The sequence below is a fragment of the Neotabrizicola sp. VNH66 genome (genome assembly GCF_049445895.1).
Lineage (GTDB): Bacteria > Pseudomonadota > Alphaproteobacteria > Rhodobacterales > Rhodobacteraceae > Pseudogemmobacter.
In genome coordinates, this window is sequence record NZ_JBMSDW010000001.1 from 149,591 (window position 1) to 164,984 (window position 15,394).

Genomic DNA, 15,394 nt, shown 5'->3' on the forward strand with positions numbered 1-15,394 from the left:
CTTTTGTGCGGCCGGTCTGTTCCGCCGGGAACAGCGGAAACAGCCCGCCAAACGGGCAACCACGGCAATGGGACAGCGAGACTGCCCCAAAGCTCTGGCCATCTGGGCATAAACCCTGTAAGCCGCGCGCAACTCAGCACACCGGACTGGACCCTATGGACCTTCGCAACATCGCGATCATCGCCCACGTTGACCACGGCAAGACCACGCTTGTGGACGAGCTTCTCAAGCAATCCGGCACGTTCCGCGAAGGACAGGCCACCACCGAACGCGCGATGGATTCGAATGACATCGAACGCGAACGCGGCATCACCATTCTGGCCAAGGCCACCTCGGTCGAATGGCAGGGGATGCGCATCAACATCGTCGACACCCCCGGCCACGCCGATTTCGGCGGCGAGGTGGAGCGGATCCTGAACATGGTCGATGGCGTGGTCCTGCTGGTCGACGCCGCCGAAGGCCCGATGCCGCAGACCAAGTTCGTGACCTCCAAGGCGCTGGCGCTTGGCCTGCGTCCCATCGTCGTCCTGAACAAGGTGGACAAGCCCGATGCCGAGCCGGAGCGCGCGCTGAACGAGGTGTTCGACCTCTTCGCCAACCTCGGCGCCTCGGACGAGCAGCTGGATTTCCCGCATCTCTATGCCTCGGGCCGCTCCGGCTGGGCCGATACTTCGCTGGACGGTCCGCGCAAGGATCTGTCGGCGCTGTTCGAACTGGTCGTGAAGCATGTTCCCGCGCCGAAGCAGATCGCCAAGGCGGATGAACCCTTCTCGATGCTGGCGACCACCCTGTCGGCGGATCCGTATCTGGGCCGCATCCTGACCGGCCGCGTCGAATCCGGCACCATCACCACCGGCACCTCGCTGAAGGCACTGTCCCGGGACGGGGAGCGGATCGAACAGTTCCGCGTGACCAAGATCCTCGCCTTCCGCGGTCTGGCGCAGACCCCCATCGACGAAGCCACCGCCGGCGACATCGTCACGCTGGCCGGCATGACCAAGGCCACCGTGGCCGATACGCTCTGCGCGCTGGAGGTGGACACCGCCATCGCCGCCCAGCCCATCGACCCGCCGACCATCACCGTCACCTTCGGCATCAACGATTCGCCCTTGGCGGGGCGTGACGGGTCCAAGGTGCAAAGCCGCGTCATCCGCGACCGGCTGATGAAGGAAGCCGAACAGAACGTCGCGATCAAGATCGCCGACACCCCCGGCGGCGAGGCCTTCGAAGTCTCGGGCCGCGGCGAACTCCAGATGGGCGTGCTGATCGAAAACATGCGCCGCGAAGGGTTCGAACTGTCGATCTCGCGCCCGCGCGTGATCTTCAAAGAAGAAAACGGCGAGCGGATGGAGCCGGTGGAAGAAGTCATCATCGACGTGGATGACGAATATTCCGGCGCCGTCATCGACAAGCTGACGGGCGAACGCAAGGGCGACCTGGTCGAGATGAAGCCCGCGGGTGTCGGCAAGACCCGGATCATCGCCCATGTCCCCTCGCGCGGGCTGATCGGCTATCACGGCCAGTTCCTGACCGACACCCGCGGCACCGGCGTGCTGAACCGCATCTTCCATGGCTGGGTCCCGCACAAGGGCCCGATCCAGGGCCGTCGCCAAGGCGTGCTGATCTCGATGGAAGCGGGCGTGACCGTCGCCTATGCGCTGTGGAACCTGGAAGAGCGCGGCAAACTGTTCCTCGGTCCGCAAGAGCAGGTCTATGTCGGCATGCTGATCGGCGAACACAGCCGCGACAATGACCTTGAGGTCAATCCGCTGAAGGGCAAGAAGCTGACCAACATCCGCGCCTCGGGCACGGATGAGGCGGTGCGCCTGACCCCGCATATCCGCATGTCGCTGGAAGAGGCCATCGCCTATATCCAGGATGACGAACTGGTCGAGGTCACACCCAAGATCGTGCGTCTGCGCAAGCGCCACCTCGACCCGCATGAACGCAAGCGCGCCTCGCGGTCCGAATAATGAAAACGGCGCCTCCCGGGGGCGCCGTTTTTCTTTGCCGCACCCGCCGGGGCGCTGCCCCGGACCCCGGGATATTTAGGCCAGTATGAAAGCCGCAACCTTCCCCCTTTCATACTGGTGCAAGTATCCTCGGGGGTCCGGGGGCAGACAGCCCCCGGCGGGTGCCGCCTATTCCGCGGCCAGCTTCTTCGGCTTCAGCATCGGCCCCAGATAGCGCCCGGTGTGGCTGTCCTTGACCTTGGCCACCTGTTCCGGCGTGCCCTTCGCCACAATGCGCCCGCCGCCGTCACCGCCCTCGGGCCCGATGTCGATGATCCAGTCTGCGGTCTTGATGACATCCAGATTGTGTTCGATCACCACGACGCTGTTGCCCTGGTCCACAAGGGAATGCAGCACTTCCAGAAGCTTGCGCACATCTTCGAAATGCAGGCCGGTGGTCGGCTCATCCAGAATATACAGCGTTCTGCCGGTCGAGCGGCGGCTCAGCTCTTTCGAGAGCTTCACCCGCTGCGCCTCGCCGCCGGACAGCGTGGTCGCCTGCTGGCCGACCTTGATATAGCCAAGGCCGACCTCGCACAAAGCATCCATCTTTTCACGAATGCTGGGCACAGCGCTGAAGAAGTCGCGGGCATCTTCACAGGTCATATCAAGAACATCGGCGATGCTCTTGTTCTTGAATTTGATTTCCAGGGTTTCTCGGTTGTAGCGATGCCCTTTGCACGTCTCACAGGTGACATAGACATCGGGCAGGAAGTGCATCTCGATCTTGATGACGCCGTCGCCCTGGCAGGCCTCGCACCGGCCACCCTTCACGTTGAAACTGAACCGACCCGGACCGTAGCCGCGCGCCTTCGATTCCGGCAGACCGGCGAACCAGTCGCGGATATGGGTAAAGGCCCCGGTGTAAGTGGCCGGATTGGACCGCGGAGTCCGTCCGATGGGCCGCTGGTCGATGTCGATCACCTTGTCCAGATGTTCGAACCCTTTGATCGTCTCACAGGGCGCGGGCGTCTCATGCGCGCCGTTCAGCTTCATCGCGGCGGTCTTGAACAGGGTTTCAATCGTCAGCGTCGATTTCCCGCCGCCTGATACGCCCGAGACGCAGACGAACCGGCCCAAGGGAAACTCGGCCGTCACCTCTTTCAGGTTGTTGCCGGTGGCCTTGACCACGGTCAGCACCTTGCCGTTCCCCTCACGCCGCGCCTTCGGCACGGCAATTTCGCGGGTGCCGGCCAGATATTGCCCGGTCAGGCTGGCCGGATCGGCGGCAATCTCGGCCGGGGTGCCGCGGGCCACGATCTGCCCGCCGTGGACGCCTGCGCCGGGGCCGATGTCAAAGACATAATCCGCCTCGCGGATCGCATCTTCGTCATGCTCCACCACCAGCACGGTATTGCCCTGATCGCGCAGCCCCTTCAGCGTTCCCAGAAGCCGGTCGTTGTCGCGCTGGTGCAGGCCGATCGAAGGTTCATCCAGCACGTAAAGCACGCCGGTCAGCCCGCTGCCGATCTGGCTGGCCAGCCGGATCCGCTGGCTTTCCCCGCCCGAAAGCGTGCCTGCATTCCGCGCCATGGTCAGATAGTTCAGCCCGACATTCACAAGGAATCCAAGCCTTTCGCGGATTTCCTTCACGATCGCGCGGGCGATTTCATTCTGCTGCGCGGTCAGGACACCCGGTACGGTTTCGACCCAGGCAAAGGCCTCGTGAATCGACATCTGCACCACTTGCCCCACATGCAGCCCGCCGATCTTCACCGCCAGCGCCTCCGGCTTCAGCCGGTAGCCGCTGCAAGCGCTGCAGGGGCGGTTGGCCTGATACCGCTCCATATCCTCACGGCTCCACGCGCTGTCCGTCTCGCGGTAGCGGCGTTCCATATTGGGGATGATGCCTTCGAAGACGCGGCGCACCTTGTAGACGCGGCCACCTTCGTCATAGGTGAAGTCGATCTCCTCACCCTTCGATCCCTGCAGGAACAGCTGCTGCACCTTTTCCGGCAGATCGCGCCATTTGGTCTTTTTGTCGAAACCATAATGCTTGGCCAGCGCGTCGATGGTCTGGGTGATATAGGCCGATTTCGACTTGGCCCATGGCGCCAGCGCGCCCTGGGTCAGCGACAAGGCCTGATCCGGCACGATCAGCCGTTCATCGAAGAACAGCTCCACCCCCAGCCCGTCGCATTTCGGGCAAGCCCCGAAGGGCGCGTTGAAGGAAAACAGCCGCGGCTCGATCTCGGGGATGGTGAAGCCGGAAACCGGGCAGGCGAATTTCTCGGAATAGGTGATCCGCTCCGCCTCTTCGCCCTCGGGCACCGCCATTTCGATGACGGCGATCCCGTCGGCAAGGTTCAGCGCGGTGCGGAAACTGTCGGCCAGCCGCGTCTCCAGCCCCTCGCGCACGACGATGCGGTCCACCACCACGTCGATGTTATGGCGGAATTTCTTGTCCAGCGTCGGCGGCTCTTCCAGCTCATGAAAGGTGCCGTTGACCTTGATCCGCTGGAACCCCTGCTTGCGGAGTTCCAGAAATTCCTTGCGGTATTCGCCCTTGCGGTCGCGGACGATGGGGGCCAGCAGATAGGCCCGCGTCCCTTCGGGCATCGCCATGACCGCATCCACCATGTCCTGCACCTGCATCGCGGTGATCGGCAGGCCAGTCGCCGGGCTGTAGGGCGTGCCCACGCGGGCGAACAGCAGGCGCAGATAATCATATATCTCGGTCACGGTGCCGACGGTCGACCGCGGGTTCTTGGAGGTGGTCTTCTGCTCGATCGAAATCGCCGGAGACAGGCCCGAGATATGGTCCACATCCGGCTTGCCCATCATATCCAGGAACTGCCGCGCATAGGCCGAAAGCGATTCGACATAACGGCGCTGGCCTTCGGCATAGATCGTATCAAAGGCGAGAGAGGACTTGCCCGAGCCGGACAGCCCGGTCATCACCACCAGCTGATCCCGCGGTATATCCAGATCCACGCCTTTGAGGTTATGCTCGCGCGCGCCGCGCACCTCGATGAACTTCTGTTCCGCCATGGCACCACCCCGGTTGACCCCCAACAGATAGGGTATACGCAGCACATTTCCAACCGGATTTTGAGAACATAGGCGGAACATGCTGCGGCTGCATCTGGTCGCATCTATCCGGGATCGCATTGCCTGTGCCAACCGCGGCGCATGCGGGGGCGCTCTGGCCCCTTCCGGCACCCCTGCCACAAGCACCACAAGCGTCAGACCTGACCGCCTTGCCGCCGCCGCCGCTGCCAGTAGTGGATCAGCACACCGGCCAGACAGCCCAGAACCGCCACCAGCGCCAGCGCACCCGGCCCGCCCTGCACCAACAGCGCGGCCAGAACCGGCGTGCCCGTCGTGGTGCCCAGATTGCCCAGCTGCGCGATGGCGCCCGCTGCACGCGCGCGATCCTCGGGCGCGGTGTTCAGCTCCGGGATCGAGGCGAAGCTCGCCCCCTGCACGATGCCAAGCGCGGCGGCCAGCCACAGCCCGGCCAGCACCATACCCGGCCCCTGCCCCCAGGCGGCCCAAAGCAGGATAAACCCCGGCAGCGCCGCCAGATAACCCGCCTGCACCAGCGCCACTGCGCTCATCCGGCCCAGAAGCCAGACGCCAAGCGTCAGCGACACCGCGATAGAGATCAGCGGCATTCCGGTCGCCATAGCGGCCCGCACACCATCCGGCGCAGCGGGCGGCAGCAGGGTCAGGCAGGCGACATAAAGGAAGGTGTAAAAGCAGAACCCCATGGCCGGCGCCGCCAGCCGGGGCGAGGCATAGATCGCGAGATGCTCGGCCAGGAGATTGCCCAGGCGCCGCACCACCCGCGGCGGATCCTCCGGCAGTGCCAGCGCCAGCAGAACCGCCACCGCCGCCATCCATCCCGCATGGGCCAGAAACAGCGCAGGCGCCCCGCCCATGGCGATGATCCCCGGCGCCACCAGTGCCAGAACCGCATAGGTCACGCCAAAGAAGCTGGACCACAGCGTCATCGCCAGCGGCCGCTTCGCCTCGGGCGCCAGTGCGGCAATCATCACCGGCCCGACGACGACAATTGCCAGATGCGACACACCTTCCATCACGCGGACAAGAATCATCAGCGGATAGGCGGGAAGCAACGCCTCCACCGCCGAAACCGCGGCCCCCAGAATCATGGCGCCCACGATGGCCCGTTTCGGCCCGATCCGCGCCACCAGAAGCCCCGCCGTGGTGCCGAAGATCAGCCCCACCATCCCCACGACCGAAACGACAAGGCCAAGCCCCGCCTCTCCCGCGCCGCCATAAAGCGCGCGAAGGTCTTCGTAGAGAACGGAAATCTTGCCGAACTGCGCCGCGGCCCCCAGACCGGCGGCCCAAAGCAGCAGAACCAGCACCATGGGAGGAAGTTTGATCATGCGCCCATGCCTAGGCCAGCCGCAGCGAAATGACCAGATGGCGCAAGAAGGGGGCGCTGCCCCCGTCCCTTTCAGGGACTCCCCCGGGATATTTAAGCAAACTGGAATGGGCTTTCCGCTTTGTGCAAATATCCCCGCCGGAGGCACAGCCCGAGCCGGTTGGCCGGAACGGCCAGAGGCGAGACAAAAGGCTTGCGACCGCGGCTCTGCCGCGGGCGCGCCTTCAGATCTGCTGCGCCTTTGCTCGGGCCACCGGTGGAAAGTCGGGATCGTTGGTCAGGTGGTTCTCCGGCTATGCCTTGGGCGGATCCGGATTGCGCAGCGGCGCGGCGCGGTCGCCCCATTGCGCGGATAGGACGTGTCGCCGTTGAGCCCGGCCTCGACCAGCAGGTTTCGCAACCCGCGGGCGGACCAGCGGCTGCAATCGACAGGAACGGCACCGCAGGGAATGAAGAAGGGCGCGGCGAAAAGAACCAGCCGCCGCGCTTCAGCATCTTCAGCACGTTCTTCGTGGCCGCATAGGGGCGGTCGATATGCTCCCACACCTGATTGGCAAGGATCACGTCGAATTTCAGCGCCTTGCCCCCGTCATCCGTGAAAGGCCCGGCGCAGGGGTCATGGTCGGGGTAGTGAAAGCTGCGGAACCCCAGCTTCTCGCCCCAATTCCCTTAAGTCCCGGCCGCGTCTGGTCTGGCCGGGTCAAAGGAGGTCAGCCAGTCGCGGCCGACCTTCTGCATCACGATCCGGTTGGGCGAGGCCATGCCTCAGATGTGCAGGGCACGGCCGTAGGCATCGAGCACCGCTTCGTGCATCATCTCGGAGAGGGTCGGATGCGGGAAGACGGTGTTCATCAGGTCTTCCTCAGTGGTCTCCAGCGTGCGGCCGACGACATAGCCCTGGATCAGTTCCGTCACCTCGGCGCCGATCATATGCGCACCCAGGAGCTCGCCGGTCTTGGCGTCGAAGACCGTCTTGACCAGCCCCTCGGATTCGCCAAGCGCAATCGCCTTGCCGTTGCCGATGAAGGGGAAGCGGCCGACCTTGATGTCATAGCCCTGCTCTTTCGCCTTCGCCTCGGTCAGGCCCACCGATGCCACCTGCGGGTGGCAATAGGTGCAGCCCGCGATGGAGCCGGGCTTGATCGGATGCGGATGGCCGCCCGCGATCAGCTCCGCCACCATCACGCCTTCATGGCTGGCCTTGTGCGCCAGCCAGGGCGCGCCGGCGATATCGCCGATGGCATAAAGACCCGGCACGCCGGTGCGGCAGAATTCATCCGTCACCACATGGGTGCGGTCGATCTTCACGCCCAGTGCTTCCAGCCCGAGGTTTTCGACATTGCCGACGATCCCCACGGCCGAGATCACCGTATCGAACTCCTGCGTCTCGACCTTGCCGCCCACTTCGATATGCGCGGTGACGCCCTTGCCGGGCTTGCGGTCCAGCTTCTTGACCGCAGCCTTTTCAAGGATCTTCATCCCCTGCTTGACGAATTGCTTCTTGGCGAAGGCGCTGATTTCGGCGTCTTCCACCGGAAGAATGCGGTCCATCACCTCAACCACGGTGGTTTCGGCGCCGAGGGTGTTGAAGAAGCTGGCGAATTCGATGCCGATGGCGCCCGATCCGATGACGAGGAGTTTCTTGGGCATCCGGTTCGCCACCAGCGCGTGCTTGTAGCTCCAGACCAGATCGCCGTCGGCCTCCAGCCCCGGCAGTTCACGGGCGCGGGCGCCGGTGGCCAGAACGATATCCTTGGCGGTCAGGGTTTCCTTGCCCTTGTCGGTGGTCACCTCGACCGTGCCGGCCTTGGGCAGGAAGGCGGTGCCCATGAAGACGGTGATCTTGTTCTTCTTCATCAGATGGCCGATGCCGCCGGACAGCTGTTTCGCCACCCCGCGCGAGCGGGCAACGACGGCGGGCAAGTCATAGCCGATCCCGTCCGCCTTCAGGCCGAAATCCTTGGCCCGGTGCATCAGGTGGAACACTTCGGCCGAACGCAGCAGTGCCTTGGTCGGGATGCAGCCCCAGTTCAGACAGATGCCGCCCAGATGCTCCCGCTCTACAATGGCGACCTTGCGGCCCAGCTGCGCGGCCCGGATCGCGGCCACATAGCCGCCCGGTCCAGCACCGATCACGATGACATCGAAACCCTGTTCCGCCATTCTTTCCCTCCCTCGGAAAACTGGTTTACCCTTAAACAATATCGTTCAATGCAGCAACAAGCCTGGCGCCCGGGGCCTATGCACCCGGTGCATGGCTGGAGCGCAGCTCATCCACCAGTGCCATATAGCCGCCCCCGGTCAGAAATGCCGTCTCCTCCGCCGTAGAGTCGCGGCCAAGGGCTGCATTGCGCAGCGGAAACCGGCCATAGCGGCGGATCATTTCACGATGCGCCTTGGCATGCAGCGCCATTTCGGGGTCTGAGGCCATCCGTTCCTCCATCAGGCGGACGGCAATATCCTGATCCGCCGGATCCTCGGAATGTTCGAACGGCATGTAGAAGAACTGCCGTTCCGGCTCGGGTGCACCAAGGTCCCAGCCTTCGTCCAGCGCACGGCGGGCGGCGTCCCGGGCCTGCGCATCGGTGGCAAAGGCCTTCTCCGTGCCGCGGTGGATGTTGCGGGCAAACTGGTCGGCCACGACCAGATAGGCCAGCGTGCCCACCGTGCCATCGACCCAATGCTCCAGCCCGCCCTCATGCAGCGCCTGCCACAGATCGCCGAACTGCGCCGCACAGGCGTCGTCAATCTCTTCCGTTCCGGCATACCAGCCTTCGGGGCCAATCTCGCCCAGCCAGAAATCCAGAACCTCGACCGGATCGGACATATGCGCCTCCCTTTCGGGGCAGACTGGCAGGGGCGGCGGCGGGGTGCAACCTCAGCTGTGCGGTTCGGCGGGGTTTTCCTCGTCGGCCCTGGGCGTGATGATCAGCGCCTCGGCCGCTGCCGCGGCCGCTTCGGGCGTCTCGGGCGAGGGGTTGATCTCGGGCGCGGCCTCCAGCACGGCCACCGCGGCCAGTTCGGTGGCCACCGGCGACATGCCCCGGAAGGCGCCCGTGGTCGCGGGCGAGGCGCGCTGCCGCATCCGCCAGATCGCATAGGCCGACTGGATCGCGTAAAGCGTGCCCATGAACAGGAAGAACCCGCGCGGCCCCGCCACCCCCATCAGCCAGCCCGTCACCAGGGGACCGAAGATCGCGCCGAACCCGTTCAGAAAGATCATCCCGGCCGAGGCGGCGGCCATCTGCTCCTTCGACAGGAAGTCGTTGGTATAGGCGATCAGCAGCGAATACATCGGATAGGTGATGCCACCCAGAAGCGCCGCCACGATCAGCAGCGCCCAGAACGGCAGCGGCACGAAACTCGCCACCGCCAGCACCGCCGTGGCCGTCAGCGCCAGCCCCAGCATGATCTGCCGCCGGTCCATCCGGTCTGACAGCCAGCCCACCGGATATTGCAGCACCAGCCCGCCGACATAGAGCGAGGAGGTGAACAGCGCGATCTGCCCGACCGACATGAGGCTGAGCGTGCCCCAGACCGAGGCCATGCCGAACATCGCCGAGAACACGCCGCCGGAAATCAGCATCCCCACACAGCCCAGCGGGGAAATCCGGAACAGGTCGCGGAAACCCAGCCTCTCGGTCGCGCCGAAACTGGGGGTCGGGCTGTCGGCCAGCAGAAGCGGCAGAAACGCCAGCGAGACCAGAACCGAGGGGATCAGGAACAGATCATAGCCGAACGGGTCGCCCGCGGCCAACAGCGCCTGACTGGCGACGATGCCCAGCATCTGCACGATCATGTAAAGCGACAGCGCCTGTCCGCGCGTCTCGTTCGTGGCGGTGTTGTTCAGCCAGCTTTCGGCGGTGATGTAGATCCCCGCAAAGCCAAAGCCGATGATGACCCGCATGATCGCCCAAGCCTGCCAATGCACCAGCATGGGATACAGCACCAGCACCGCTGAGATCAGCGAGCCGAGCGCCGCGAAGACCCGCACATGGCCCACTTTCTGCAACAGCCCCGGCGCAAGACGAGAGCCCAGAAGGAAGCCCAGAAAATAGGCCGACATGACGAAAGACAGCTGCAGCGTCGAAAACGCCTCCAACGTGCCGCGGATGCCCAGAAGCGAGCCCTGCACCCCGTTGCCCACCATCAGGAGCAGCACGCCCAAAAGAAGCGGCCACGTGCTGGCCATGACCCTGATCATTGCAGCAATCCCCTAAAGTTTCAGGACCATTCGGGTCCGCCCCACTGCCTCAGAACATGTATCGGCACCGTCAGGCCACAGCACCCGGCCGATGTCATCCCGAACCCACACGCAGAAATACAAGAACCGGCACGACCTGCGGCGGTTGCGGGCCCGCCCTGCCCCATCCGCATCATGACGGGCGCCGTCACTGCCGCAACAGACAGGATACCACTGGTGACAAGCACGGTTCTTTCCTCCTCATGGTATCAACAGCGAGGCATCGCCGTAAGAAAAGAAGCGATACCCCGTCCTGACCGCATGATCGTAGATCCGGTCGATCCTTGCCTTGCCCATCAGCGCCGAAACAAGCATCAGAAGCGTCGATTTCGGCAGGTGAAAGTTGGTCATCAGCGCATCGGTCACGCGAAAGCGGTATCCGGGATAGATGAAGATGTCGGTGAACCCTTCCCAGGGGGCGATGCTGCCGCCTGCCGCCGCGCTTTCGATCAGCCGCAGCGCGGTGGTGCCCACCGGAATGACGCGCCCGCCCGCGGCCTTGGTCGCGGCAATCTCGGCCGCGGCTTCGGCGGTCACCTGCCCCCATTCGGCATGCATCCGGTGCGTCGTCACATCTTCCACCTTGACCGGCAGGAAGGTGCCCGCGCCCACGTGCAATGTGACTTCGGTGAAGGAAACGCCTTTCGCGGCCAGTGCACGCAGCAGCGGCTCATCGAAATGCAGGCTGGCGGTCGGCGCGGCCACTGCACCGGCATGGCGGGCAAAGACGGTCTGGTAATCAGCCTTGTCCTGTTCATCCGCCGGGCGTTTGGCGGCGATATAGGGGGGCAGCGGCATGGCCCCTGCCTCGGCCAAAGCCGCGTCGAAATCCCCGCCGGTCAGGTTGAAGGCCAGCCGCAGGTCGGTGTCAGACTTTTCGGCGACAGTCGCGGACAGGTGGTCGGAGAAGCGAATGACCTCTCCCTCTTTCACCTTGCGCAGCGGCTTGGCCAGCGCGCGCCAGCCCTCTGCCGCGGGCTCCAGCAGGGTGATCTCCACCTTTGCCACCGCATCCCCGCGGGTGCGTGTGCCGAACAGCCGCGCCGGGATCACCCTTGTGTTGTTCAGAACCAGCCGGTCGCCGGGGCGGAAAATCTCCACCAGATCGCTGACGCGCCGGTCACTGATCCCGTCCCCCTCGGCCAGCAGCAGCCGGGCCGAGGTGCGGGGCCGCGCGGGCCGGGTGGCGATCAGCGCCTCCGGCAGGTCGAAATCGAAATCCGCAAGCTGCATCAGCCGCCACTCTCCAGCTTCGGCGCCGGGCGCCGGAAGATTTCCCGGAACATCCCCGGAGTCAGAATCGACAGGGGGTTCACGCTGACCTGCGGATTATCCGCCTTTCCGGTCAGGCGGTAGGTGAAGCCGAACAGCCCCTCGCCCCGCCGCCCGAAGATCGCCCCGATGCCATTCAGCAGATAAAGCGGCGAGACCGTGCCCTGAATGTCCAGACGGCCGGTGGCAGCCCGGTAAAACCCTTCGAAGGAAATCCCCATCGACGCGCCAACCGCTGCGCCGCGCAGGATCTGCACACCCTCGGGCCGGATCAGGAATTCCGTATCGCCCTCGGCGAAATGGATGCCCTGCCCGTTCAGCTGCTCCAGCAGCCCCACGACCGAGGCGGCCGACAAAAGCGCGGCCAGCGCCGGGGCATTCTGCACCGACATGCCCGTGAAACTGGCAAAACCGGCATAATTCCCCTCGGCGCCCGAAGGCTGCAGCGTCATGTCCAGCGTGCCGCCACGGCCCTTGGTGAAGATGCCCGCCGCCGCCATCACAGCGCCCGCATCCTTGGCGGTGATCCGCACCGCCGTGCCGCCGCGGTAGGGCATGGCCGCGCCCTCGATCCGGCCGGTGCCGTTGACCGCCGCCACGAAATGCCCGTCCAGCCCGCCGCCGCGGCTGATGAAATCGCCGCTGAACCCTGTCAGCGCAATGCCCGAGGAAACGGTCAGCCGGTCAAGGTTCACCTCGATCGGCGCGCTGGCCCCGCCGTCGCCACCACTGCCGCCCGATGGTCTTTCGCGCAGATCGGCCGAGCCGCCGGTCAGCCGCACCGAAACCGCATTCGGCCCCTGTCCGGTGATTTCGGCCGTGGCATCCAGCCAGCGGCCCGCGCGCAGCTGCGACAGGCTCATCCGGTCCAGCCCGCCGCCGGCCTTTGTGGTCAGCCGGCCCTCGACCTCCAGCCCGGGTGCCGCCAGCGACAGCGCAGTGATCTCGGGCCTTGCGCCCAGCACCGCCGAAAGCGTCAGCCGTCCCCCCGTGCCCCGCGCCTTCGACCAGCTCAGCGGCGGCACCGCCAGCCCCGCGCCCGCAAGCGTGCTGGTCAGGTCCAGCACAGCGGGCTGCCCGCGGGCAAGGCTCAGCACCACCTCCGCCTCGGTGCGGCCTGAAAGCCAGCCCTGCGGCAGGCTGATCCCCAGCTTGCGCAGCCCCTCGTCGCTCAGCGTGGCGGTGCCGCGCAGGCTGGCCTTGCCGCCGGTGTCCTTGCCGAAGGGCTGGTCATAGCGGGCCACCACCGGCACGCCCTCGATGGCGCCCGCCCCCGAAACCGTCAGGCCCGCAGGCGTGACCTTGACGGCCAGATCCTCACCGGTGATCTCCCGCCCCTCGACCAACGTCGAGGAGTGGAAATCCAGCACCCGGCCTGCCACGTCATAATCCACATCAGCGGGCTGCAGCCCGGCCTTCAGCGGAAAGCGCAGATCGGCCGCCATCACCGCGCGTCCTTCGCCCAGATCGGGGCTGCGCCCGGCTTTCGAGATGAAGCGGAACGGCTCCTGATCCAGAAGCTGCAAAAGCGCGCGCAGGGACGAGTCGGAAATCAGCCGCACCTCGGCCATGGCGGGCATGACGGTGATATCGGGCACACGGAAGACGCTGCCCGCCACGGCCACCGGATCGGCCTCCAGCCCCGGCGCGGTGACTTCGCCCCCTTCCAGAACCACGGTATAGGCATTGTCCTCGATCGTGGCGCGGCCGCGACCGTCGCGCACCGGCGGCAGCGCCCGGATCACCCGAACCTCGGCGCCCGAGAAATTGTAGTTCAGCGCGAAATTCGGCCGCTCTCCCTGTACAAAGCGCAAAGCGGCAGCCAGATCGGTGAATTCGCCCTGCCCCAGATTGCTGGCCAGCCAGTCGCGCGTCTTCGGCACCACCGACACCGGCCAAAGCCGGATCAGCCGGTCCGAACCGATGCGGTTCAACGCCACATCTAGCGCCCCGCGCCAGCCGCCTTCCGATGCCACGCCCAGATCGCCGGTCAGGCGCAGGGTCTCGTCCCCCTCGCGCAGCGTGACCTCGCCGATTTCAGCCCGGAACGGACGCAGGCTCAGCCGCAGGCTGGCCGCCCCCGAGGAAAACCGCACCGGCGCCTCGAACAGGCCCTCGGGATCCACCATCATCTCGGACACGGCCAGCTGCACCACCGCCGCAGCGGGCAGTTCACCGGGCGAGACGGGCGCCCCGCCGGCATCGAACAGATCGGCCGTCCCGCTCGCCTTCAGCCGCAGCGAGGCGCTTTCCACCCGCAGCCGGTTCATCGTCACCCGCTGGCGCTGCGGATCATAGCTCAGGGCGATCTCGCCCGGTTCGAACGGGACAGGCAGCGCGGTTTCCGAAACGCGCAGGCTGCCCGCCGCCACCGAAAGCTGCGCCTCCAAAGGCCCGATGCTGCCATCCGCCTCCAGCGCACCGGACAACCGCCCCGAGATCGGGGCATCCAGCAGGTTGAGAAAGGTCAGCGGCGCGGCCTGCGCGGCCAGATCGGCGGCGGCGATCTGATCCACCGTCACCGTCAGCCGGGCCGAACTGTCGGCCTTGTTGGTCTCGATCGTCAGCCGGGCCTGCGCCGGGGTGGCCCCGTCCAGAAGCGTGACACCCAGTTCCCCCGCAACCGAACCTTCGCGGTTCTCGATCACCAGCCGGCCGTCGCCCAGTTCCCAACTGCGGCCCGCGCGGCGGTCCTCCAGCGTCAGGGCCAGCGCCTCCGCCTCGATCAGATGCAGCTTCGACAGGGCGGGCGTGCCGAACATCCGGTCCACCGCATCCAGCACTTCGGCCGGGCTTTGCAGCGCGGGCGCCCCGCTCATCCCCGCGAAATCCAGTGCGATCCGGCCATCGGCATCGCGCGTCACGCTCAGCCGCGCGCCGGTCAGCCGCAGGCCAGAGACGCGCGTCTCTCCGGTGATCAGCGCGCCGGGGTCCAGCGTCACCCGCACCTCGGGCAGGGTGACGATGGACCGCCCGCCCGGCTGGTTCAGCCGCAGGTCACGCAGGACAAGGCGCGGCGTCAGGTCGCGCTCGACCGCGATATCCACCCCGCCCAGCGACAGCGCCACACCGGGGGCCAGATGCCGCGGCGCAAGGGTGTCGTTCAGCCGCGTCTCGATCTGCGCCACGGCCCAGACCGGCAGCGACAGGGTGCGCCCGGTCAGCACCATCGTGGCAAAGCCAAGACCCAGAACCAACAGGATCAGCACAAGGACCAGACGCAGCGGGATGCGCGGGCGCAGCCGGGCTGCCCGGGCCTTCCGCGCCTCGGCGCGCGAGGCAAAGAACCTGCGGCGCGGCTTTGTAGCAGGCCGCTCCGGGGAAAGCGCTTCCGGGGAAAGCCGCTCCGGGGGCTGCGGGCTGGTGTGATCCTCGGCGCCGTCGCCCACGCTCTGCGGTCTCCTGTCTTTGGCCTGCTTGTCCCGCAGGGGCGGGCCACGTTGCCCCTTGCCTTTATCCTTGCCGGAAGACAACAGGAACACAAAGACTTGCGAAACCCTTGGCAAGAGG

Annotated in this window: 9 protein-coding genes; 1 reads left to right on the forward strand and 8 read right to left on the reverse strand. The window is 65.8% G+C overall.

What is annotated here, in order from left to right; translation table 11 throughout:
* The first annotated feature begins 155 nt into the window (after positions 1-155).
* A complete protein-coding gene (typA, locus tag ACO2Q5_RS00815; RefSeq protein WP_423287485.1) occupies positions 156-1,973 on the forward strand; it encodes a translational GTPase TypA in 1,818 nt (605 codons plus the stop codon).
* A 168-nt stretch (positions 1,974-2,141) separates the two neighbouring features.
* Here the strand turns inward: typA and uvrA are convergent, their stop codons facing one another.
* From uvrA to ACO2Q5_RS00855, 8 genes are all read right to left on the reverse strand, one after another.
* Entirely contained in the window at positions 2,142-5,003 is a 2,862-nt protein-coding gene (gene uvrA, locus ACO2Q5_RS00820; protein WP_423287487.1) for an excinuclease ABC subunit UvrA, read from the reverse strand.
* Between the two features lie 194 nt (positions 5,004-5,197).
* The gene (locus ACO2Q5_RS00825; RefSeq protein ID WP_423287489.1) at positions 5,198-6,370 is read right to left on the reverse strand and encodes an MFS transporter; all 1,173 of its coding nucleotides are present in this window, start codon (positions 6,368-6,370) and stop codon (positions 5,198-5,200) included.
* Positions 6,371-6,462: 92 nt separating this feature from the next.
* Positions 6,463-6,933, reverse strand: a complete 471-nt coding sequence (locus tag ACO2Q5_RS00830) for a hypothetical protein (RefSeq protein ID WP_423287491.1) — start codon at positions 6,931-6,933, stop codon at positions 6,463-6,465.
* A gap of 201 nt (positions 6,934-7,134) precedes the next feature.
* Entirely contained in the window at positions 7,135-8,532 is a 1,398-nt protein-coding gene (lpdA, locus tag ACO2Q5_RS00835; RefSeq protein ID WP_423287493.1) for a dihydrolipoyl dehydrogenase, read from the reverse strand.
* 76 nt (positions 8,533-8,608) lie between these two features.
* Entirely contained in the window at positions 8,609-9,196 is a 588-nt protein-coding gene (locus ACO2Q5_RS00840; RefSeq protein ID WP_423287495.1) for a DUF924 family protein, read from the reverse strand.
* 51 nt (positions 9,197-9,247) lie between these two features.
* Positions 9,248-10,573 carry an MFS transporter gene (locus ACO2Q5_RS00845; RefSeq protein ID WP_423287497.1) on the reverse strand — a complete coding sequence of 442 codons (1,326 nt, stop codon included), beginning with the start codon at positions 10,571-10,573 and terminating at the stop codon, positions 9,248-9,250.
* Positions 10,574-10,813: 240 nt separating this feature from the next.
* Entirely contained in the window at positions 10,814-11,845 is a 1,032-nt protein-coding gene (gene queA / locus ACO2Q5_RS00850; protein ID WP_423287499.1) for a tRNA preQ1(34) S-adenosylmethionine ribosyltransferase-isomerase QueA, read from the reverse strand.
* Complete coding sequence (locus tag ACO2Q5_RS00855; RefSeq protein ID WP_423287501.1) at positions 11,845-15,273, reverse strand: hypothetical protein; 3,429 nt, start codon at positions 15,271-15,273, stop codon at positions 11,845-11,847. The genes queA and ACO2Q5_RS00855 overlap by 1 nt, the downstream gene beginning before the upstream one ends.
* Between the last annotated feature and the right edge of the window lie 121 nt (positions 15,274-15,394).